Source organism: Paraglaciecola sp. (assembly GCF_039943935.1).
Classification (GTDB): domain Bacteria; phylum Pseudomonadota; class Gammaproteobacteria; order Enterobacterales; family Alteromonadaceae; genus Paraglaciecola.
On the sequence record NZ_JBDUZQ010000024.1, the window covers coordinates 194420 to 216144 of the forward strand.

Below are 21725 nucleotides of genomic sequence, written 5' to 3' on the forward strand. Positions count from 1 at the left end.
TAGAGAGAACACAGCATGAGTATATTGGTTCTTGGCTCTGGCCAGCTTGCTAGAATGATGGCGCTATCTGCTTACCCACTTGGAATAAGTGTGCAAGCCGTAGATGTGGCAGATAATAAAATCATCGATCCAATCACCAAACAGGTCATCAACAATACTCTTGAAAAGCTTATTGAAGAGGTAGATGCGATAACTGTCGAGTTCGAACATATACCGGAAGATTTACTCGAAATTGTACATAGCAGTGGTAAACTCAAACCCAGTATTGAGGCAATTCTTACTGGTGCAGATAGAGTTCGAGAGAAAAGCCTATTAGAAAAACTCGATATTGCGAACTGCCCGTTCAGCATAGTCACCGAAGTAGAACAACTTGAAGTAGCAGTAGAGACCTTAGGTGATAAGTTGATCATTAAAGCCAGCCGAGATGGTTACGATGGATATGGCCAATGGCGCTTACAACACAAATCAGACCTACCAAAACTAACAGAACAACTCGCTAAATTAGATCTTCATCAAGTGCCTTTAGTTGTTGAAAAAATGCTGGATTTTGATCGTGAGCTTTCACTTGTAGCAGTTAGAAATGCTAACGGAGATATTAGCTATTACCCATTAGCAGAAAATCTCCATTACCAAGGACAGTTGCATGTATCTGTTGCGCCTGCACCTAATGTAAGCCAAAAACTAACCCTCCAAGCTCAAACTATATTCAATAAACTAGCAGAATCCCTTAACTATGTAGGTGTATTAGCCGTTGAGTTCTTTCAACTTGGCGATCAGTTATTAGTAAATGAAATAGCGCCAAGAGTGCATAACTCAGGGCATTGGAGTATGCATGGCGCAGATACTTGTCAATTTGAGAATCACGTTCGAGCAGTGAGGGGCTTACCACTAGGGTCAACCAAAGTGACTTCAACCACCGCAATGATAAATATCATTGGTTGTAATAGCTTTACTAAAGATATGCTAAGCATTGCTGGGTGCCATATACACTGGTACGGCAAAACCCCTAGAGAAAAACGTAAAATGGGTCACTTCAATTTATGTGCTGACAATTACCAGCAACTTGGTAAATCTATGTTAGCTCTAAGTGAATATGTGCCCGTTGAAAACTTCCCAATGTTAAAAGATGAAGCGAAAAGATTGTTAAAAATAGGCTCAATATAAAACTATTCGTTTTAATTGTTTGACATCAACTCAATTATGAATAGAATGGCGCTCGCTTTGAGGCTTAGCTGCTTAAAACAGCTATACCAACAACCTTAAAGTAGCGTCACTTAGTAAAGAAAACAGTGCCGACTTAGCTCAGTTGGTAGAGCAACTGACTTGTAATCAGTAGGTCACCAGTTCGACTCCGGTAGTCGGCACCACTTTCTCTTCTATATCATCCTCAAACTGGCTTGTAGTAAGTTACGAACATTTATAATTTTCGTTTTCCAGATACTCTTGCCCACTCGCCATCTATAGCAATAGGCTCCATATCAAAGTCTTCTCTGTACAAATCGTTAATCTCTTGAGCCTGGCTATCTAAAATACCTGACAGCACTAGTTTTCCACCAGGTTTACAGTAAGCGGTAATAACTTCTCTAAGCTCTCTAAGAGGCCCAGCTAAAATGTTTGCCAATACCACGTCAGCTAAAAGCTTTGGTTGGTTTTCAGGTAGATACAGCTCTATTTTCTCACCTACTTGGTTGCGACTTGCGTTATCTTGACTCGCAATCAAAGCTTGTGGGTCAATATCGATACCGACTACTCTTTGTGCACCTAACTTTAAAGCGGCAATCCCTAATATTCCTGAACCACAACCAAAATCTACAACGCTTGATTGGGATAGCTCTAATCCATCTAACCATTTCAAACATAGGCTAGTGGTTGGGTGGGTACCCGTACCAAACGCTAGACCAGGGTCTAGCATGACATTAACTGCAGAGGGGTCTGGGACATCGCGCCAGCTTGGGCAAATCCACAATCGCTCACCAAACCGCATTGGGTGAAAGTTTTCCATCCATTCTCTTTCCCAGTCTTTATCTTCTAATTGATCAAGTCTGTGACTAAATGCTTTCCCTAATAGTTTTGACTTTTCAAGCTGCTCAATAACTCTCTGCATATCATGTTCTGCATCATACAAGCCTACAACCTGAGTGTCAGGCCAAAGGAGTACTTCTCCAGGCTTTGGTTCGTACATAGGGGTATCTTTAGCATCTACAAAAGTGACTGCTTGTGCACCATTGGCAGACAGCATATCGCCAATTTGTTCGGCATATTCAGCTTGATGGTTTATTTTTAATTGAATCCAAGGCATGTCAAAAGCTTTTAAAATTATTTAATACTAAGTATATCACCAGTTAGGCGTAGGCCAGATTAAATAATAATGAGCTGTTGTTATTTTATACTACTATTGTTTAATATAGAAAGTTCGTACTATTTGTTAAGTTAATGTAATTCCTATTGAGAGGGTAAGCTCATGCTATTTAATAAAAGATGTAAAGATCTAGAAAACAAGCTATTACAAAGTGAAGATAAGTTAAGCATTCAGAACTCAGTGTTAGAGGCATTTTCTACATCTATGGCTATGATTGAATTCACACCTGATGGCCATATACTTAAAGCAAATGAAAATTTTACAAATACTGTGGGGTACCCTCTCGAACAAATCATTGGTAAACACCACAAAATGTTCTGCAAGCCCAGCCTTTCTAATAGCAATGAATATAAGGAATTCTGGCGAGAATTAGGGAACGGTCAAGCCAAGAATGGAGAGTTTGAGCGCATAACCCATTCTGGAAAAGTCATATGGTTAGCTGCTAGTTACTGCCCTGTATTTAACGAGTTACAACAAGTAGAAAAAGTAATAAAAATTGCTTCTGATGTTACCGATACAGTTACATCTCTAAGAGATTTAAAAAGCATGGTTGATTCTGTATCTCGTTCAATGGCAGTTATCGAATTTGACTTAAATGGCAATATTCTGAAGTGCAACAACAACTTTTTAGTAAGTACGGGCTACACTGAAGAAGAGCTTATAGGCAAACATCATAGAATGTTTTGTAACTCAGATTACGTTAAATCTAATGAATATAAAGAGATGTGGGATAACCTAAGACAAGGTCAATTCTTATCTGGTAAGTTTGAACGAGTAGACAAACACAACCAGCCTCTATGGCTAGAAGCAACATATAACCCTATGTTTGATTCAGATAACAAGGTTATTAAAGTCGTTAAGTTCGCAACAAACATCACTGAAACAGTGCTCTCTTCTTCAAGCGCTACCAAAACGGCCTATGAGTCTTTGAGGAATACCGATGACGTATCTCAACAAGGCTTGGGGGTTGTCAATGATGCAATAAAAGCAATGTCTGAAGTTTCTAATGGCCTTGGGTCTGCAGCGCAGAGAATACAATCACTAAGCAACCAATCTGACCAAATAAGCGATATTGTAAATACTATTACGGCAATTGCTGACCAAACAAATCTTTTAGCACTTAACGCTGCCATCGAAGCTGCGAGAGCAGGAGAGCAGGGTAGAGGCTTTGCTGTTGTAGCCGATGAAGTTCGTCAATTAGCAGCGCGTACTAGTAAATCCACGGCTGAAATAGATGGTGTGGTTAAAGAAAACAACGCTCTCGCATCAGATGCTGTAAAGTCAATGGAGAGCGTATTACAGAACTCTAAGGCGGGTATTGATTTAGTTGAACAGACCGGGCAAGCAATTGAGGAAATAAGTAGTGGCACCAAAGAAATGCTCAAAATAATAGAGCCGCAATTGAGTAAGTAGTATTAATAGGGTTTAGTAACAAAAAATGGAGCCTTTCGGCTCCATTTTTTGTTAGAGCATGTCAGCTAAATTAGTGACCACCCATACCTAATTTTTTCTCAAGATAATGGATGTTAGCACCACCAGCGGCAAAATGTTCATCGGCCATAATGCTCTTTTGCAACTCGATATTAGTTTTTATTCCACCGATAACTAACTCATCTAATGCTAAACGCATTCTAGCAATAGCCACTTCACGAGTTTCACCATACGTGATTAACTTGCCTATCATAGAATCATAATATGGCGGCACGCTGTAACCAGCATAAATATGAGAATCCCAACGTATACCTAGTCCACCCGGTGGGTGAAACTTAGTAATTTTACCTGGACTAGGAATAAAAGTTTCAGAGTCTTCTGCATTTATCCTGCATTCAATTGCATGTCCTTTTACGTCGATTTGATCTTGGGTGATAGTTAATTTTTGACCAGAAGCAACGCGCAATTGTTCTTTGATCAAATCTACACCTGTGATCATTTCAGATACCGGGTGCTCTACCTGAATTCTAGTATTCATTTCAATAAAATAGAACTCACCATTCTCAAAAAGGAACTCGAACGTACCTGCGCCACGATAATTAATATCGATACAAGCTTGGCAACACCTTTCACCTATAGCTGCACGCATTTCAGGAGTAATACCTGGAGCAGGCGCTTCTTCTACAACTTTTTGATGGCGGCGTTGCATTGAGCAATCTCGCTCACCTAAATGAATAGCGCTACCCTGACCATCAGCTAAGACTTGAATTTCTACATGGCGTGGGTTTTCAAGAAATTTTTCCATGTACACAACATCATTATTAAACGCTGCACCAGCTTCACTTTTAGTCATCTCGATTGAAGAAATAAGTTCTGCTTCATTACGAACTACACGCATACCACGGCCGCCACCACCGCCTGCGGCCTTAACAATAATCGGGTAACCAATGCCTTGAGCAAGCTCTTTATTGCGAACATCGTTGGTTCCCAGAGGGCCATCAGAACCTGGCACACATGGCACACCTGCTGCCTTCATTGATTTAATTGCAGACACTTTGTCACCCATTAAATTAATGGTGTCGGCTTTAGGACCAATAAATATAAAGCCGCTTCTTTCAACCGCTTCAGCAAAGTCTGCATTCTCAGCAAGAAATCCATAACCAGGGTGAATGGCTTCTGCATCAGTCACTTCAGCAGCAGCGATTATACGGGGAATATTTAAATAACTTTCGGTTGCAGATGCTTTACCAATGCATATGGTTTCATCGGCTAACAGTACGTGCTTTAGAGACTCATCAGCGGTTGAATGAACTGCGACAGTTTTAATGCCCAACTCTTTACATGCACGTAGAATTCGCAAAGCGATTTCACCACGGTTTGCAATAAGGACTTTATTTAACATCGTCATTAACCTTTTATTCAATCACAAACATAGGTTGATCAAACTCTACTGGCTCTTGGTTTTCTACTAGAATCTGTTTAACAACTCCAGCTTTATCAGATTCAATCTGATTCATCATTTTCATTGCTTCAATAATACAAAGCGTATCACCAACATTTACTTTTTGCCCCACCTCTACAAATGCACTTGCTGTTGGAGAAGATGAGCGATAGAAAGTCCCTACCATAGGAGAACACACAGTATGGCCATTCACTACAGGGGCCGCTTCAGGAGAAGCAACAGCTACAGGAGAGGCTGCAACAGCTGCAGGAGCAGCAGCTACTTGAGGAGCCGCCGCATATTGAACAGGAGCAATGGCAGCATTACCACCAACCTGGATTCTTACAGACTCTTCACCTTCAGTAATTTCTAACTCAGATATTCCTGACTCTTCAACCAGTTCAATCAATTTTTTAATTTTGCGTATATCCATTTTTCTCTCTCTAATAGACCAGCCAACCCATCAATTGGGTGTGCAATTATTTAGTTAAATACTTTTTCGCAGCTGCAATAGCAAACTCATACCCTTGTGAGCCCAACCCACAAATCACTCCTTGAGCAATATCGGATAAATAGGAATGTTTTCTAAATGCCTCTCTAGCATGCACATTTGATAAATGTACCTCTATAAAAGGAATAGACACACTTAATAATGCATCCCTTAAGGCAATACTGGTATGCGTAAACGCTCCCGGATTAATTACAATAAAATCAATTTTACTAAATGCTTTATGCACTGCATCAATTAATTCATGTTCAGCATTGGATTGCACATGAGTCAAACTAATATCAAAAGATTCAGCGAATTCATCTAATTTTTTATTAATTTGCTGTAGATTTTCAGAGCCATAAGTCTCAGGCTCTCTAGTACCCAACATATTTAAGTTGGGCCCATTAATGACTAATAAGTTCACTAGCTGACCATTTTACGTACAATATATGCACTAGAATTGAAATAATTGAACCATTATAGTGTGTAAATAGAAATTAGCAGCAAAATACTGGTCTTATCTGCGAAGATTACTGCAAAGTTTACAAAAATTGTATTTTTATTATTCACTTTTAAGGGAGGCTCGACCCATCAATTATATCGCCCACATTCACCTAGCGAGTTATACCAATACAAGCTTGGTAGGGAATTTCTTAGGAGATTTTGTGCGAGGTTCAGAGTTGAGTTATTTACCTTTAGCCATTGAGAGAGGAATCCGTTTACACCGCAGTGCAGATACATTTACAGATAGCCACCCATTAATTTTAGATTTAAAACAACAATTCAGTGGAAAACTTCGCAGAATGTCAGGTGTTATAATTGACATATACTTTGATTACCTATTGATGACAAATTGGGATGATTTTTCGGTCACAAGTAGCAATAGTTTATTTGATGAGTTCTATGACGAGCTTGATAAATTCGTTTTACCTATAAACGCCCACTTCAATAAACAAGCACAACGGCTTGTTAAGTATAAATGGCTTAATCAGTATGAAAATCGTGATACTTGCTTTCAGGCTTTCTCTTCGATTGAATCACGACTTGGAAATAAAATACAATTTGCAAAAGACGCCGATTTTTTTATCAGGCAACATCACAATCTATTTGAAAAAAAATTTTCACAGTTTTACCCAGAGCTATTAGAACATGGAGTAAACTTTGTTGATTCATATTCAGAACATAATTAAGAGACAATTCCATGGCCATTAAAGAAATAAAACACCCGCTAATCCAACATAAAATAGGCTTAATGCGCAAACAAGGTGTAAGTAGTAAAGACTTTCGAGAGCTTGCTAGTGAAGTAGGAAACTTACTCACTTACGAAGCCACTAGAGATTTAAAAACAGAGCAAACTTCTATCACTTCTTGGGACGGAACAACATTATCTACCCAGAAAATAAAAGGCAAAAAGATTACCGTCGTACCTATTTTAAGAGCAGGTTTAGGCATGTTAGATGGGGTATTACAATTGATCCCCAATGCAAAAATTAGCGTGGTTGGGTTATACAGAGATGAAGCAACCCTGCAGCCTGTTGCCTACTTCGACAAAGTAGTAAAAGACATAACCAAACGAACCGCGCTCATTGTTGACCCGATGCTAGCAACAGGAGGGACGCTAATTGCCACAATTGATTTATTAAAACAAAAAGGCTGCACTAATATTATGGGCTTATTTTTAGTGGCAGCCCCCGAGGGCATTGCCGCTTTAGAAGCTGCGCATCCAGATATCGATATCTACACAGCCTCGATAGACGAAAAGCTTAACGAGAAAGGTTATATTCTGCCAGGATTAGGTGATGCAGGAGATAAAATATTCGGAACAAGGTAAGCCCTGTTCCATGTAATACTTAAGGTTTATTATCGAGCGTTGCCATTAGCAAAAATACTTCTCACATGAGTAGAAAAAGGTTCCGCTCGCATAAATCCAGTCACTCTTGCTGAACTTAATTCTTTGCCATCTTGGTCAAAAAATAAAATAGTCGGCAAGCCTAAAACATCAAATTGTTCCTGAAAGGCTAAGTTATCATCTGAGTTGTCGGTCAAATCAATTTGCAGCCAAACTGTATTACTTAAAGCATCAACTACACCTTGGTCAGAGAATGTATATTTCTCGAACTCTTTACACGCCACACACCAATCAGCATATAGGTCTAACATAACTGTCTTACCTTGAGCATTTGCGCTGACCAACGCCTCTTCAAAAACTTCGATACTAGTGACTTGCGTAAACTTCAAATGTGGAGTGCTACTAATACTATTTTCACCCACAGTATTTTGGTAAAAAATACTGTTTACTGTTTGATATCCATAGATAGCTGATATAAACAAACCAACAAAAATAACTAATGCCCTAACACCTTTGAAAAAAGACACTGTCGTGGGTTGGTTCATCACATAAAAATAACTAAAACTGACTAAACCCAACAGCGACCAAGCTATATCTGTAGCTACGTGCGTCACTAAACGCTCAACAAACATAATGGCTACAGCCAGCATCATAAATCCAAATGCCACTTTAACGATGTTCATCCAGTGCCCCGCTTTAGGCAGTAACTTACCACCGGTTATCCCGAATAAAATTAATGGTATCCCCATGCCTAGGCTTAACACATACAAAGCACTAAACCCTAAAACAAGGTCGCCACTTTGAGCTATAAATAACAAAATTCCTGTTAACGGTGCAGTTGTACACGGAGATGCAACTAACCCCGAGATAGCACCCATAACTAGCACACCTACATAACTACCGCTGGTTTGTTTGTTACTCATTGCATTAAGTTTCTCTTGCCAAGAAGATGGTAACTGCAATTCATAAGCACCGAACATCACGATAGCCAACAAGATAAAGATGACAATCAAAGTTATTAAAATGGCGGGATGTTGCAAACCAGCCTGAAATTGCACTCCCGCAGAGGCCACAATAAGCCCTAACAAAGAATACGTAAGTGCCATACCTTGCACATAAACAAATGAAAGAGTGAAGGCTCTTGATGTACTCATGCCGCTACCCTGGCCAATCACAATGCCAGATAAAATGGGATACATAGGAAACACGCATGGTGTAAATGCTAAACCAATGCCTAAGCCTAAAAATATCAACAAGGTCCATAGTAAACTTTGTTCACTAGACAGCAGGTTTGCAAGCTCAAACTGCTCTGAAACAACAGGTGTGACAGGATTAATATCGCTGATATCAGCTTCCGAGTTACTAGCTTCGTCAGCAATAATACGCTCTAAAAATACTTCTTTGGTTACGGGAGGGTAACAAAGACCCGCATCCGCACAGCCTTGATAACGGATCTTTACAACACCATCTTTAGTTGCAAAAATTAATGGATATTGAACTTCTAATTGGCCACGAAACACATTGGACAAACCAAAAAATTCATCTTCTACTTGTTGTGGCTCAGGAAATACTGGCTCACCTAGCTCTGCTTGCTTTAATACCGTTTTGAATTGCTTTTTATATAAGTAATAGTTGTCTGCAATATCCCACTTTAGTATCAACTGGCCATTTTTTTGCTCAAAATCAAATTGAAAAGCCTCGTCTACTTTTAAAAACTCAGGCTCGTCAGCAAATAAATCAGCCAAAGGATCAGTTGATTGCGCAACACTACCAAGACAAAAAAAACTAAAAACACAAAATAAAATGAAACGACTAGCAACTAAGTTCATGAACAACTCTTTTTAATTAAACAGTAATAGGGACAATATACATATTGTAAATATCCCAAAGTTAAGCGAGTAAGCTTAAAAATAAATTTAACAATGTAAACTTTTGGTTAAAGACCCCTACTACTCTAAAAGTCTTTCAGCAAACCTTGAAATTTCTAACACAAATAAAAGCAATACTTTGTAACAAAGCGGCTCTTGGTTTATTCCAAGCTGAGCCCATTATAATAACAAATACAAAAGCTCTGGTATCAGTTAAAATAATACTTGGGTATACCATCATATAGAGGCATTTTTGGCTAAATTATTTCTACTTTTTGCAATACTACCTATTGCTGAAATCGCGATTTTAATCAATGTGGGCGAACTAATTGGAGGCTGGTATACCGTCGCTGTAGTCTTACTTACCGCTTTTGTAGGTGCCCGCTTGGTTAGGCAGCAAGGACTGAGCACCCTCACTCAGGCACAACAAAAAATGCAAACAGGTATCATGCCAGGTCAAGAAATGGCTGAAGGGCTGTTGTTAGTAATTGCAGGTGTACTTTTAGTCACGCCAGGCTTTATTACTGACATTTTGGGTCTGGTATTAACTCTACCGATCACAAGACCGATTATTGCTAGTAATTTATTGAAGCGACTAATTGTAAAAACTGTAGACCCGTCTTTTCACAATGGATTTCAACCATCTCCTCACTCAAAGCAAGACTCAGAAGATATTATTGAAGGTGAATTTGAGCACAGCGAATCATCGGCTACTCAGCCAAAACTCAATGACAATTTAAATAAACCCGAATAAGTTTTAGAAGTTAGCTTTATACAAAATCCAAAATAGCACACCTAGTTAAATATAAACGCTTGTGGCCTGATATCTGCTTCCGGTAACAACAGATTTAGTATGTTTTACTTTAAAAAAATAAGGTAAATCCCTACACCCCTTTAAAGACAAACTGAGGAAAAGATATGAGTGGATTAACATCTCGCAAAAACGCTATAACTGAAATTACCAATCGCGCACCAAAATCGTGCAAAACACCTGAGCCATTGAACAAGATTTGGGCAAGCGATGTTTTTGGCTTAGCGGCTATGGAAGAAGCATTGTCTAAAAATGCCTTTAAAGCAATCAAGAAAACCGTTCAAACGGGAGCGCCACTTGATACGGCTACCGCGGATATTGTCGCGGCCGCAATGAAAGATTGGGCAATAGCCAAGGGTGTTAAATTTTTCTCTCATATCTTTTATCCAATGACCAATATCACTGCTGAGAAACATGACGGTTTTATCATTACCAATTCAGACGGCGGAGCAATTACAGAATTCACAGGTAGCTTATTGATAAAAGGTGAGCCTGATGGTTCTTCTTTCCCTAATGGTAGCCTGCGTATGACTAACGCCGCCCGTGGTTACACAGCTTGGGATCCAACTAGTCCTGCTTATGTGATGAAGACCGCAAATGGCGCAACCCTCATGATCCCAAGTGTATTTATGTCTTGGACGGGTGAAGCACTAGATAAGAAAATCCCTTTACTCCGTTCAAACAAAGCAATGGATAAAGCCGCTCAAAAAGTACTAAGTTTGATGGGTGAAACTGAAATCGCCACCCTAAACTCTAGCTGTGGTGCTGAGCAAGAGTACTTTTTAGTTGATGAACATTTTGCTAATGCCCGCCCTGACCTTTTACTCGCCGGCCGTACTTTATTTGGTGCTGCTCCTGCAAAGGGCCAACAGTTTGATGATCATTACTTTGGCGCAATACCGGCGCGTGTCCAAGTCTTTATGCAAGACTTTGAAGACAAACTATACCGTATGGGTATTCCAGCAAAAACTCACCATAACGAGGTGGCACCTGGTCAATTTGAAATTGCCCCTTATTTTGAAGCTGCTAACGTAGCCGCTGATCATCAGCAACTACTTATGACTTTAATGAAAAGCACGGCTAAAGAACATGGCTTCTTATGTTTATTACATGAGAAACCGTTTGCAGGCGTAAATGGCTCTGGTAAGCATGTTAACTGGTCAGTAGGTAATGCTACTCAAGGCAACTTGTTAGATCCGGGTAGCACACCTCATGACAATTTAAACTTCTTATTGTTCTGTGGCGCTGTAATTCGAGGAGTACATAAGTACGGACCACTTTTAAGAGCAGTTATTGCATCAGCAGCAAATGACCACCGCTTAGGTGCTAACGAAGCGCCACCAGCAATATTGTCAGTTTACCTAGGCACTCAATTAGAAAGTGTTTTCAACGACATAAAAGAAGGCAAGCTACTGGAAAAAGCTAAAGGCGGCTTAATGGATTTGGGTCTATCTCAAATTCTTTCTTTTGAACGAGACCCAGGTGATCGTAACCGTACTTCACCGTTTGCATTTACTGGTAACCGTTTCGAATTCAGAGCTGTAGGTTCATCTCAATCAGTTTCTGGTCCTCTAGTAGCTATGAACACTATGTTAGCTGACTCACTAAGCTGGATTGCTGACAAACTAGAAGCAGTGTTAGATAAAGGTGAAGACAAAACGGCTGCAGTTATTACTGTTCTTCAAGAGCTCATGAAAGAGCACGGTAATGTTATCTTTGGTGGTGATGGCTACTCTAGTGAATGGCATAAGGCTGCAGTTGAAGAACGTGGCTTGAAAAACATTCCAACCACAGCTGATGCGTTACCTGCTTTTAAAGAAGAATCTGTGGTTAAGCTTTTCGAATCAACTGGCGTTCTATCACCAGCAGAACTAGCAAGTCGCTTTGAAGTATACGCAGAGCAGTACATCCTTTCTATTGAAGTAGAAGCTAAGTTAGTAGTGGGTATGGCAAGCACACGAATATACCCAGCAACTATTGAGTACCTAGACAGTTTATCTAGCACAGCCACTAACCTTAGTAAGTTAAATATTACAATTAGCCACAACAGCATCGATGAAATTGCCGCTGAAACAGACGCCATGATGACAGCCGTGCGTAAGCTTCAGGAGGCAATTGAAGTTGAGGAATTTGATTCTGTAGAAGCTCATCTTAACTACTGTGCAGACACACTTTGTCCGCTAATGTTAGAAGTACGTAATCATGCAGATGCATTAGAACTAGTTGTATCTGATGACTTATGGCCTTTACCAAAGTATCAAGAAATGTTGTTTATAAAGTAACTAAAAAGTTCACTTCAAATTAAACAGAAAAAGAGCCTCGGCTCTTTTTCTTTTTTTTAAAACACTGACTGATAAACTAGCCCAACAACCCCCATCACTAACCATTAAGTAGATACACACTATGAAAGCCTGTGCCTGCCATATTCTAGTAAAAGATCAAACTTTAGCGGAGAGCCTAAAATTACAACTTCAAAAAGGAGGGAATTTTCAGCAATTAGCCAAGAAACACTCTATCTGTCCATCTGCTAAAAAAGGGGGAGACCTAGGTGAGTTTAGCCCAGGAACTATGGTAAAAGCATTTGACAATGTGGTCTTTAAGAAAGAGATCCTTAAAGTTCACGGACCCGTAAAAACAAAATTTGGGTACCACCTAATTAAAACCTTATATAGAAATTAGTCACAATGTTAAGACAATAAAAAAGCCCCTTAAAGGAGCTTTTAAACAATTTATAGTCGGTTTGTAACAATGATTATGAATCTACAGAGCCACAAAAACGATAGCCTTCGCCGTGGATAGTAACAATCAAATCATCCGCATTTACTTCTGATTCAAAGTGCTTACGTATACGTCGTATAGTTACATCTACTGTACGGTCATTAGGGCGTAATTCACGACCTGTCATTTCCATAATAAGTTGTTCTCTAGTCAATATTTTACCTGGGTTATTTAAGAACAAATGTAATGCTCTAAATTCACTGCGAGGCAAACGGAATTCTTTCGTACTTGGAGATATTAAGCTGCGGCTATCTCCATCTAACGTCCAACCATTAAAGCTAACTCGACTCGGTAGGTCATCGTCTTCACTACTGTTAGTTGTGCGCGTTAACAAGTTACGAGCTCTAATTGTTAGCTCGCGTGGATTAAATGGTTTGGTTAAGTAATCATCTGCACCAATCTCTAAACCCAAGATACGATCTACATCGTTGTCTCTACCTGTTAGAAAGATCAATCCAATATTTTTACGACCACGCACTTCACGGGCCAATATCAAGCCGTTTTTGCCCGGAAGGTTAATATCCATGATGACTAAATTGATAGTGTTGTTTTCAAAGAAGTCATGCATTTGTTCGCCGTTCTCAGCTTCGAATACATTGTACCCTTCTGCTTCAAACAAGCTTTTTAAAGTGGTACGAGTAACGACTTCGTCTTCAACAATTAATACGTTAGGAGTCTGCATGATTCGGGCCTAGTTAAAAATTTGAGTAAAAGTTTATCAGAAAATATCTAAAAATCAGTATGATAATTACATATTACGTAAAAAATAGCGCATTAAACATAGGAAAATAGCCTTCTTTTAGTATTTAAATAAAAGTACTAGCCTTTACATGCTTGGAATCAGCTATTTTCACTGGAAATATAATAGAAAAATTTACACCGTGATTTTCTTCACTAACAATGGAAATTGAACCGTTTAAACCTTGAGTCACTAGGTTGTAGACTAAATGCATTCCTAGTCCACTCCCTCCCTGCCCTCGCTTAGTAGTTACAAAGGGGTCAAAGATTCGTTTACGCAATTGTTCAGGAATACCTTTTCCATTATCTACGAACTCAATTCTGACCTTACTATTTTCCATTAGTTCTATTTTAATATTAATATCACCGTCCTCCATCCCTTCAAAGCCATGAATAATGGAGTTCATAATTAAATTAATCATAATTTGGTTTATAGGTCCTGCTTTTGATTCAACTATGAGGTCGTCGGAACAATCTATATGTATCTTATAAGGTGTTTTTTTAAGGGTAGGTCCCATTGAAATCAAAATTTCACTCATTAAGTTCGCAAATGAAAATACGCGACTACTTTCAGAAGATTGATCAACTGCAACCTGTTTAAAACTAGAAATTAACTCAGCAGCCCGATTTAAGTTGCGGTAAATGATATTGAGATTTTCTTCACCTTCATCAATAAACTTTGACAAAGTGCTCGCTTTAAGAGTTTTATCTTCAAATGCAACGCGCATGTCTGCGAGCCTATCTAACATCATAGTAGAAGCTGTCACTCCCAAGCCAATAGGAGTGTTAACTTCATGGGCAACACCGGCAACCATGTCCCCCAATGAAGCCATTTTTTCATTTTGTACTAATTGTCTTTGAAATTGATGTAATTGTTCAAGAGTATGAATGAGTTCACTGTTCGCCTCTTTTAACGCCAGAGTACGCTGCTGCACTTTTCCTTCTAAGCTTACTGTCAATTTAAGCTGCTCTGCCTCTGCTTGAGTTTGCCTATCTATATACTCTTTAGTATTGAACAACATTCCATTAAACGCCCCCCCTAAGATATCTAACTCCTTAATACCATGGGCATCCACTCTATTTGAGTAATCTTTGGTTCTTGATATGCGCTGCACCAACCTAACCATTCCTTCAATCGGGGAGGTTATTGAGCGTTGCAATTTATAAATTAAAAGAAAACACACAGCTAAACAAAGCAAAAGTACCCCGAGGGTGATAATAAAGGACTGTGTAATCAGCAAATCTAAAGAGGTAACTGCAGATCTAATATATACGTAACCTATCAATTCAGTCTCTAGATGAATAGGCCGTGCAACTTCCATGACATCCAGAGATTTTCGAGGAATGAATAACTCATTAACTTGTGAAAACTTCGCTCTTACGGGGGCAATATCTATTTGGTTGTAACTAGCAAAAAAAGTCATTTCAGACTCATTTTTTAGCTTATATACATGAACATTTTCAATTGTAGGCGAAGACGCAAGTGCACTTAACATAAGCTCTAAAGTTTGGTCGTCATCTTCAATAATGAATGGTATTGCTTGGCGACCAGTTACCTCAGCAGCGACGACGACACTTTGTTCGAGTGTTTTTGTATAGGTATTAATTTGGCTATACAAATTAATTGAAGAAGAGAAAACCAAAGACAATGAGATAACAGCCATTACGCCCCATAAAATCAGGCTTTTAATTGAAAAAAATGTTTTCTTAGCTACCATATTAATCTTATATTGCCTTTAATTCACCAAAATGACTACCGAGTCATTAACTTACTATCTCACAACGAAATAATTGCATTAAACTTAAATCAGCTAATAGCATACTAATTCTTAACGAGGTTCACTACATCCTCTTCACTCAAGCCATAATTTATCGCTATTCGTTGAATGATAACTTGTTGCTTAATACTCTCTGCGGTCTGACTCTGCGGGTTAAAGTTTCTGCTTAAATCGCTCAAACATATACAAATCACTTCATGTTGTGTGATCCCTAACGATGGGACAGCTACTGCCGACTTTTTGAATAATAAGTGAGGACAGTTAGTCGAGCGACTTGGAGCCTGAATACATTCTTTTGTAGCCGCTATTGAATTTCCCATCGCCAACAAACTTAGCACAATTAAACTTGTTGAAAGCCCTAAATTCATTACAAGGCCTCTAAATAAAGCCCTTCATAATTCTTAGCTGCTTCGTCCCATGTGAAACGGCTTAACATCGCTTTCTTTTGAGTAGATTCAAACAACTCTGGCGTTTCGTAATAAAACAGTAATGCCCGTTGTACGCAACCAAGTAAAGCCTCACCGCTAGGCTCAACAAACACAAAACCAGTCGCTGACTCAGGATCATCAGCTAAATCAATCACTGTATCTTTTAGGCCCCCAACAGCTCTAACTATAGGTAACGTACCATAGGCTAAGCTATACATTTGATTCAAGCCACAGGGTTCAAACAAAGATGGCATTAAAAAGAAGTCACTACCTGCTTCTATCATATGTGCTTTACGAACACTAAAGTCCTTTATGAAGGCAAATTTAGACGGGTGTCTTGTGGCCGTATTTCTTAACGTCTCACTAATTTCAGGATCACCAGTACCAATAATAACCAGTTGAAATTGATGACGTAACAATAACTCCAAAATTGGCATAATAAAGGCAAAGCCTTTTTGCTCAGTTAATCTACATACCATGCCTATAATCGGAATATTATTATTTTCTGGCAATCCAACATTTTTCTGTAAATCACTTTTACAAAGTTTTTTACCGGATAAATTCGAATGGTCATACTGTTTTACAATATTATCATCTGTAGTTGGATCCCACTGAGTATAGTCACACCCATTGAGGATACCTGACACATCATTTCGTCTTCGGTTAAACTCATCATATAAATGGTGTGAACCGAGAGGAGATAAAAGCTCCTGTGCGTAGTTAGGACTCACTGCATTGATTTTATTTGCATATCGAATCCCCATACGTACGAAATTCAGAGCATCACCATCTAATTGGCTGTGTAATTGGTAATGGGGTTGCAGGTATTCAATATCACTAAATTTATGAGTACCTTGGTATGCACCATTATGAATTGTAAAAATAGTTTTAGCATTAGCGAAAAAACCATTGTTATCAATAGTCACAAAATAAGGGGTTAATGCTGTATGCCAATCATTACAATGAATGATGTCAGCTTGAAAGCCTACTGCTTTAGCTGTTTGCAGAGCCGCATTTGCAAAAAATGCAAAACGTTCAGCGTTGTCATTGTATGCATGGTAATCATCAGTATATAACCCTTTTCGATCAAAAAATTCAGGATAATCAACAGCTAACACCTGCACATTTTCAATTTTCAACTCTTTAATCGCAAATTCATAGCCTTTATAACCAGAAAACAACACCTGCCGCTCACAGTAATCAGGTGCGTTAAATCTATGCGCTAATTGTTGATAATATGGCATCACTATTGTTACTTCATGGCCCATTGCTTTTAGAGCAATAGGCAGGGACTTACCTACGTCAGCCAAACCACCCGTTTTGACTAAATCTTCAACTTCCGAAACAACAAATAAAATTTTCATAGCTACAGCAGACCCTATAATTGAATGGTTAAATTATACTTCCATTTTGCTTAGCCTAAAGCTATTTCACTCGACTACAAAGATACACACTGAATTGTGTAGTTTGCTTTAGCAAGGTAACCATTTTAAAACGTTTTTCAAGTAATTCAGAGTATCGCAAAAATTTGTTGGCAACCAAGGTTAGGGAGCCATTAGCAACCAAATACTGTTTAACCTGTACGATAAAACTCTCCGTTACTGAATAGTCGGTTTGAATACCTGTGTGAAAGGGAGGATTTGTAAATACACTTGTAAATTTACCATTGATCTCCGACAAACCATTGGATGCAACAACCTCGACTTTCAGCCCATTTAAATTTGCGCTTTCCCTAGAGCAGTGAACTGCTAAGGCACTAACGTCACTCATTACAATTTGAGATTTTGGATTTTTAAGCCCTAGAAAACATCCTATGACTCCAGCCCCACAGCCAAAATCAAGTACTCGTCCATTGGGGATATCGATTTCACTATTCAACAACACATTAGTACCGTTATCAATTGAACCATGATTAAACACACCAGGTAATGAACATATTTTATACTCAACACCTGCAATAGCGATATCAAACGTTTTTTGCCATTGCGCTAGTTCAAAAGGTTTCACCTCTTTGTCAATTTTTGCAGCAAACAATGCACAATGCCTTGCAGAGTCAATTTTATTCACTTGAGAACTAACAGTATCAAGCATTTTTGAAGCGCTTTTCACGCCACCTTTATTTTCGCCAACTAGCAATAAGTCAGCACCAGTTTTGAGACAAGCAGCGATATTCGCAATCAACATTTTTGCCTGTTCTTTAGACTTTGGCATATAAATAACCGCCCCATCAAACTTATCCTTTGTGGGGTAAGAAGCAGCAAAAAGGTGCTTATTCGGCTGCCCTTGAGCAAAGCTTTGTTGGTATACATCAAAGTATTGATGAAAACTATAGAGTTCAGCATTATTTAATTGAGTAGTAATATGACTATCCGTGGGATTCACTAACAACCATTTGCCCGTCTGAAAAACCTCTTCATTACGCATTAATAACTGACTAGGAGCAGATAACATTATGACATTCTCTCGAACATTAAATCCCATACACCATGCCCTAACCTATGACCGCGCTGTTCAAACTTTGTAAGCGGTCTCTGCTCTGGACGTGGTACATAATCATTAGTGGTAGATTGATTTTTATAGCCTTCTGCTTTAGACATAACCTCTAACATATGCTCGGCGTAATTTTCCCAATCGGTAGCCATATGAAACACACCACCTATTGCTAATTTTGTTCTTAATTTTTGAACAAACTCACTCTGCACTATACGTCTTTTATGATGACGAGTTTTATGCCAAGGATCAGGAAAAAACAGCTGTACTCTAGCTAGACTATTGTCTGCAACACAATCTGCGAGAATTTCTACAGCATCATGCTCAAATAACCTTAAATTAGTCACACCTTGATCGGCGGCTTCATTTAAACAAGCCCCAACACCGGGTCTATGTACTTCAATTCCAATAAAGTCTTTTTCTGGTTCTTTAGATGCCATTTCAACTAATGATTTTCCCATACCAAAGCCAATTTCCAGAACAACCGGAGCCGTGCGGCCAAATACTTCAGAAAACGTTAATGCCCCTTTCTTGTGTTCTAGGCCCATGGTAGGCCAATATTGCTCGATAGCCCTCGCTTGCCCTTGCGTGAGTCGCCCTTCTCGCTTAACAAAACTTTGAATTTTACGAATATAGACCCCTGACTTAGCGGCTTCTTCTTCAGACTTAAACTGGCTCATTACTGTGTTCTCTTATTAAAAAACGAATTGCTGTTCTAATTCAGCACGTTATGTGGCGCATTATCCTTTCACAGTTAAGGATTGCAAGGTTTCGCCAGTAAATATCACACTATGAAATTGGCCAATCTCTGAGCTAGCGCAATAGGTTGCTCTAAAGGCAGCATATGTCCAGCATCTTTTACCTTCGTCATCTGTGCTTGTTGCAAGCTAGCGACTGCAATTGCGAGTTCAGTCAGGTTGACTAAATTATCTTGCTCGCCAACTATAAAGTGAATTGGAAAACAACATTCTGCTAATTTGGGGAATAGGTTCTGCCTTGTCTCAATCGCTTTTAGTTGAGCTTCCAAAACGCCTATACCTAAATCACGCTCCATATCTTTTACAACTTCTCTGCATTTACCTTTTTGATTAACGTCATGAAAATACTTGATCAAGTGTTTTTCCGCAGAGCCTTTAAATTGCTTATTTTGTATTAATTTAAGAGTTTGTTTACGCTGAGCTAAAATTGACGTGGATAATGCATTACAACTACTGCCAATCAAAGTGACAGATGCCACACAAGACTTAAACTCAACCGCTGTTAGTGCTGCAATATATGCCCCCATGGAAAAGCCCACTAGATGAACTGGCTCTTCAAAATAATTTAAACGGTCGGCACTTAACATTCGCATTTGCTCTAAATTTTGAGCCCACTGCAAGGGAACAAAGGCACGCTTAGATATATTTAAATGTTGCCAACATGGAGTAAATATCCTCTCATCACACAAGGTGCCTGGGAAAAAGATAACAGGGTGGTCGATTGTAAACGGACTGGCATTCGGATTTAACAAGAGAGTCTCGATTGATCTATTTGTCTTGGATTAAGGTATTATCCGGTAAATTCTGCAAGAACAACAGTCGATAATTCCGTGTCCAAAATTAATAATCAGTCATTTAATCAAAACGTACTTAACTGGTATGATAAACATGGCCGTAAAGATTTGCCGTGGCAGTCTGCGAAAACTCCCTATACAGTTTGGGTGTCAGAAATAATGCTACAACAAACCCAAGTCAAAACAGTTATTCCCTACTATAAGCGTTTTATGGAGCGTTTCCCTGATGTATTAAGTCTAGCTAACGCCCCCCAAGACAAAGTCCTGCATCTTTGGACTGGGCTAGGATATTATGCTCGAGCTAGAAATTTACAAAAAGCAGCACAAGTAATACGAGACCAACATCAAGGTAAATTTCCTGAAGAACTAGAACAAGTAATTGCTTTACCTGGTATAGGCCGTTCAACAGCTGGTGCAATTTTGTCTCTAGCCTGCCAACAAGAACACAGTATTTTAGATGGTAATGTAAAACGAGTACTCGCTCGTTATTTTGCTATTGACGGCTGGCCTGGCAATAAAAAGGTGGAAACTGAATTATGGCGTTACGCAGACGAATTGACTCCGACAAACAGAACTGGCGATTACACACAAGCCATGATGGATATGGGGGCGACTTTATGTACCCGCAGCAAGCCAAAATGCGATAACTGTCCAGTTCAATTAGAATGTTTGGCTTTTGTTCAAGGAAGACAAGCAGAGCTCCCCCACAAAAAGCCAAAAAAACAGATCCCTATAAAATCAACTTACATGCTAATTCCCATGTGGCAACAACAAGTATTAATTTATAAGCGCCCCCAAAGTGGTATATGGGGAGGATTGTGGGGACTCCATGAAATAGAGAACATAAACATGATAGAAAACCTCGTTACTAGTTTAAAGTTGGGAGACGTACAACAACACACCCTCGATCCTTTTCGTCATACTTTTAGCCACTTTCATTTAGATATTCAACCGATTGTGTTGCACTTAAAACAACATCCAACAAACATAGTAATGGAAGACTCCCAAATGTGGTTTGATCTTGCACAACCACAAAGTTTAGGATTAGCCGCGCCAACCAAGAAACTATTTAGTATAATTGGTGCATCATTTTAATTAGATATGTAATAAGAGCATTATGAGCAGAACTGTATTTTGTCAACGCATGCAAAAAGAAACTAATGGCCTTGATTTTCAACTCTATCCTGGCGAATTAGGACAAAAAATATTTGAAAATATTGGCAAGGAGGCTTGGGCTGAGTGGCAAAAAAAACAAACCATGTTAATTAATGAAAACAAGCTTAATATGATGGAACCCACAGACAGAGTATTTTTAGAAACCCAAATGCATGCATACCTATTTGAAGGCAAAGAACCAAATATTGAAGGATACGTTGCTCCCAACAAGTAAATTACCTTAAAATATTAACCTAGGTAGCATTTTTTGTAGTCAATTTGCTCAATCTATAAGCGTTCTACAAAAATACCGGAAAAAGTGGTTGACTTAAAAGCCTTAAATCCGTTTAATACGCATCCACAGCGACACAGGCATACTTTTACAGTAGTTTGTTAGTTGAAGCCCAGATAGCTCAGTTGGTAGAGCAGAGGATTGAAAATCCTCGTGTCCTTGGTTCGATCCCGAGTCTGGGCACCATTATTACAGATAAACCCTAACCTTTTGGTTGGGGTTTTTCGTATCTAAAGACTCATGAATTTAAAACTACCCCTATTTA

The 21725-nt window shown here is 39.0% G+C and carries 21 protein-coding genes and 2 tRNA genes; 11 read left to right on the forward strand and 12 right to left on the reverse strand.

What is annotated here, in order from left to right:
• Nucleotides 1-15: 15 nt before the first annotated feature.
• Both ABJD71_RS17395 and ABJD71_RS17400 read left to right on the forward strand, forming a co-directional pair.
• Nucleotides 16-1164: a 5-(carboxyamino)imidazole ribonucleotide synthase gene (locus ABJD71_RS17395; RefSeq protein ID WP_348172458.1), complete on the forward strand. Its 1149-nt coding sequence runs from the start codon at nt 16-18 to the stop codon at nt 1162-1164.
• A gap of 127 nt (nt 1165-1291) precedes the next feature.
• A tRNA-Thr gene (locus tag ABJD71_RS17400) sits at nt 1292-1367 on the forward strand.
• Nucleotides 1368-1417: 50 nt separating this feature from the next.
• Here the strand turns inward: ABJD71_RS17400 and prmA are convergent.
• On the reverse strand, nt 1418-2299 hold the full coding sequence (prmA, locus tag ABJD71_RS17405) for a 50S ribosomal protein L11 methyltransferase (protein WP_348172461.1): 882 nt from the start codon (nt 2297-2299) through the stop codon (nt 1418-1420).
• Nucleotides 2300-2461: 162 nt separating this feature from the next.
• Here prmA and ABJD71_RS17410 point away from each other — a divergent pair, with 162 nt between their 5' ends.
• Nucleotides 2462-3772, forward strand: coding sequence for a PAS domain-containing methyl-accepting chemotaxis protein (locus tag ABJD71_RS17410; protein ID WP_348172464.1), 1311 nt, complete (start codon nt 2462-2464; stop codon nt 3770-3772).
• Between the two features lie 70 nt (nt 3773-3842).
• Here the strand turns inward: ABJD71_RS17410 and accC are convergent, their stop codons facing one another.
• Genes accC through aroQ form a run of 3 tightly spaced genes read right to left on the reverse strand, consistent with a single transcriptional unit; the run spans nt 3843 to nt 6145 of the window.
• The gene (gene accC / locus ABJD71_RS17415) at nt 3843-5192 is read right to left on the reverse strand and encodes an acetyl-CoA carboxylase biotin carboxylase subunit (RefSeq protein WP_348172467.1); all 1350 of its coding nucleotides are present in this window, start codon (nt 5190-5192) and stop codon (nt 3843-3845) included.
• A 13-nt stretch (nt 5193-5205) separates the two neighbouring features.
• Nucleotides 5206-5664, reverse strand: coding sequence for an acetyl-CoA carboxylase biotin carboxyl carrier protein (gene accB / locus ABJD71_RS17420; RefSeq protein WP_348172470.1), 459 nt, complete (start codon nt 5662-5664; stop codon nt 5206-5208).
• Nucleotides 5665-5710: 46 nt separating this feature from the next.
• The gene (gene aroQ / locus ABJD71_RS17425) at nt 5711-6145 is read right to left on the reverse strand and encodes a type II 3-dehydroquinate dehydratase (RefSeq protein ID WP_348172473.1); all 435 of its coding nucleotides are present in this window, start codon (nt 6143-6145) and stop codon (nt 5711-5713) included.
• Nucleotides 6146-6386: 241 nt separating this feature from the next.
• Here aroQ and ABJD71_RS17430 point away from each other — a divergent pair, with 241 nt between their 5' ends.
• Both ABJD71_RS17430 and upp read left to right on the forward strand, forming a co-directional pair.
• A complete protein-coding gene (locus tag ABJD71_RS17430; protein ID WP_348172476.1) occupies nt 6387-6911 on the forward strand; it encodes an ACP phosphodiesterase in 525 nt (174 codons plus the stop codon).
• An 11-nt stretch (nt 6912-6922) separates the two neighbouring features.
• Nucleotides 6923-7552, forward strand: coding sequence for a uracil phosphoribosyltransferase (gene upp, locus ABJD71_RS17435; protein ID WP_348172479.1), 630 nt, complete (start codon nt 6923-6925; stop codon nt 7550-7552).
• Between the two features lie 29 nt (nt 7553-7581).
• Here upp and ABJD71_RS17440 read toward each other — a convergent pair whose 3' ends face one another.
• On the reverse strand, nt 7582-9399 hold the full coding sequence (locus ABJD71_RS17440) for a protein-disulfide reductase DsbD (protein ID WP_348172482.1): 1818 nt from the start codon (nt 9397-9399) through the stop codon (nt 7582-7584).
• Between the two features lie 292 nt (nt 9400-9691).
• On the opposite strand from ABJD71_RS17440, the gene ABJD71_RS17445 reads away from it, so the two are divergent.
• From ABJD71_RS17445 to ABJD71_RS17455, 3 genes are all read left to right on the forward strand, one after another.
• Entirely contained in the window at nt 9692-10192 is a 501-nt protein-coding gene (locus ABJD71_RS17445) for an FxsA family protein (RefSeq protein ID WP_348172485.1), read from the forward strand.
• A gap of 164 nt (nt 10193-10356) precedes the next feature.
• Nucleotides 10357-12531: a glutamine synthetase III gene (locus ABJD71_RS17450; protein WP_348172488.1), complete on the forward strand. Its 2175-nt coding sequence runs from the start codon at nt 10357-10359 to the stop codon at nt 12529-12531.
• A 121-nt stretch (nt 12532-12652) separates the two neighbouring features.
• A complete protein-coding gene (locus ABJD71_RS17455; RefSeq protein ID WP_348172491.1) occupies nt 12653-12928 on the forward strand; it encodes a peptidylprolyl isomerase in 276 nt (91 codons plus the stop codon).
• Between the two features lie 73 nt (nt 12929-13001).
• Here the strand turns inward: ABJD71_RS17455 and arcA are convergent, their stop codons facing one another.
• From arcA to ABJD71_RS17490, 7 genes are all read right to left on the reverse strand, one after another.
• Nucleotides 13002-13709 (reverse strand): two-component system response regulator ArcA, encoded by a 708-nt coding sequence (gene arcA, locus ABJD71_RS17460; protein ID WP_133468176.1) that lies wholly within the window; start codon nt 13707-13709, stop codon nt 13002-13004.
• 124 nt (nt 13710-13833) lie between these two features.
• The gene (locus ABJD71_RS17465) at nt 13834-15483 is read right to left on the reverse strand and encodes an ATP-binding protein (RefSeq protein WP_348172494.1); all 1650 of its coding nucleotides are present in this window, start codon (nt 15481-15483) and stop codon (nt 13834-13836) included.
• A gap of 104 nt (nt 15484-15587) precedes the next feature.
• Nucleotides 15588-15911 (reverse strand): hypothetical protein, encoded by a 324-nt coding sequence (locus ABJD71_RS17470; RefSeq protein ID WP_348172497.1) that lies wholly within the window; start codon nt 15909-15911, stop codon nt 15588-15590.
• Nucleotides 15911-17335, reverse strand: coding sequence for a glycogen synthase GlgA (glgA, locus tag ABJD71_RS17475; protein WP_348172500.1), 1425 nt, complete (start codon nt 17333-17335; stop codon nt 15911-15913). The genes ABJD71_RS17470 and glgA overlap by 1 nt, the downstream gene beginning before the upstream one ends.
• A gap of 61 nt (nt 17336-17396) precedes the next feature.
• The gene (locus ABJD71_RS17480; protein ID WP_348172666.1) at nt 17397-18422 is read right to left on the reverse strand and encodes a class I SAM-dependent methyltransferase; all 1026 of its coding nucleotides are present in this window, start codon (nt 18420-18422) and stop codon (nt 17397-17399) included.
• On the reverse strand, nt 18422-19141 hold the full coding sequence (gene trmB / locus ABJD71_RS17485) for a tRNA (guanosine(46)-N7)-methyltransferase TrmB (protein ID WP_348172503.1): 720 nt from the start codon (nt 19139-19141) through the stop codon (nt 18422-18424). The genes ABJD71_RS17480 and trmB overlap by 1 nt, the downstream gene beginning before the upstream one ends.
• Nucleotides 19142-19245: 104 nt before the next feature.
• On the reverse strand, nt 19246-19971 hold the full coding sequence (locus ABJD71_RS17490) for an alpha/beta hydrolase (RefSeq protein WP_348172506.1): 726 nt from the start codon (nt 19969-19971) through the stop codon (nt 19246-19248).
• Nucleotides 19972-20049: 78 nt separating this feature from the next.
• On the opposite strand from ABJD71_RS17490, the gene mutY reads away from it, so the two are divergent.
• The 3 genes from mutY (at nt 20050) to ABJD71_RS17505 (ending at nt 21646) form a co-directional block, all read left to right on the forward strand.
• The gene (gene mutY / locus ABJD71_RS17495) at nt 20050-21108 is read left to right on the forward strand and encodes an A/G-specific adenine glycosylase (protein WP_348172509.1); all 1059 of its coding nucleotides are present in this window, start codon (nt 20050-20052) and stop codon (nt 21106-21108) included.
• 22 nt (nt 21109-21130) lie between these two features.
• On the forward strand, nt 21131-21403 hold the full coding sequence (locus ABJD71_RS17500; RefSeq protein WP_348172512.1) for an oxidative damage protection protein: 273 nt from the start codon (nt 21131-21133) through the stop codon (nt 21401-21403).
• A 167-nt stretch (nt 21404-21570) separates the two neighbouring features.
• Nucleotides 21571-21646: transfer RNA gene (locus ABJD71_RS17505), tRNA-Phe, on the forward strand.
• Nucleotides 21647-21725 lie beyond the last annotated feature (79 nt).

Excerpts from the sequence above, each read along its gene's own strand:
- ABJD71_RS17395 (WP_348172458.1), top strand. The coding sequence starts at position 16 with ATGAGTATATTGGTTCTTGGCTCTGGCCAGCTTGCTAGAATGATGGCG.
- prmA (WP_348172461.1), bottom strand. The coding sequence starts at position 2,299 with ATGCCTTGGATTCAATTAAAAATAAACCATCAAGCTGAATATGCCGAA.
- ABJD71_RS17410 (WP_348172464.1), top strand. The coding sequence starts at position 2,462 with ATGCTATTTAATAAAAGATGTAAAGATCTAGAAAACAAGCTATTACAA.
- accC (WP_348172467.1), bottom strand. The coding sequence starts at position 5,192 with ATGTTAAATAAAGTCCTTATTGCAAACCGTGGTGAAATCGCTTTGCGA.
- accB (WP_348172470.1), bottom strand. The coding sequence starts at position 5,664 with ATGGATATACGCAAAATTAAAAAATTGATTGAACTGGTTGAAGAGTCA.
- upp (WP_348172479.1), top strand. The coding sequence starts at position 6,923 with ATGGCCATTAAAGAAATAAAACACCCGCTAATCCAACATAAAATAGGC.
- ABJD71_RS17440 (WP_348172482.1), bottom strand. The coding sequence starts at position 9,399 with ATGAACTTAGTTGCTAGTCGTTTCATTTTATTTTGTGTTTTTAGTTTT.
- ABJD71_RS17450 (WP_348172488.1), top strand. The coding sequence starts at position 10,357 with ATGAGTGGATTAACATCTCGCAAAAACGCTATAACTGAAATTACCAAT.
- ABJD71_RS17455 (WP_348172491.1), top strand. The coding sequence starts at position 12,653 with ATGAAAGCCTGTGCCTGCCATATTCTAGTAAAAGATCAAACTTTAGCG.
- arcA (WP_133468176.1), bottom strand. The coding sequence starts at position 13,709 with ATGCAGACTCCTAACGTATTAATTGTTGAAGACGAAGTCGTTACTCGT.
- ABJD71_RS17465 (WP_348172494.1), bottom strand. The coding sequence starts at position 15,483 with ATGGTAGCTAAGAAAACATTTTTTTCAATTAAAAGCCTGATTTTATGG.
- ABJD71_RS17470 (WP_348172497.1), bottom strand. The coding sequence starts at position 15,911 with ATGAATTTAGGGCTTTCAACAAGTTTAATTGTGCTAAGTTTGTTGGCG.
- glgA (WP_348172500.1), bottom strand. The coding sequence starts at position 17,335 with ATGAAAATTTTATTTGTTGTTTCGGAAGTTGAAGATTTAGTCAAAACG.
- ABJD71_RS17480 (WP_348172666.1), bottom strand. The coding sequence starts at position 18,422 with ATGTTATCTGCTCCTAGTCAGTTATTAATGCGTAATGAAGAGGTTTTT.
- trmB (WP_348172503.1), bottom strand. The coding sequence starts at position 19,141 with ATGAGCCAGTTTAAGTCTGAAGAAGAAGCCGCTAAGTCAGGGGTCTAT.
- ABJD71_RS17500 (WP_348172512.1), top strand. The coding sequence starts at position 21,131 with ATGAGCAGAACTGTATTTTGTCAACGCATGCAAAAAGAAACTAATGGC.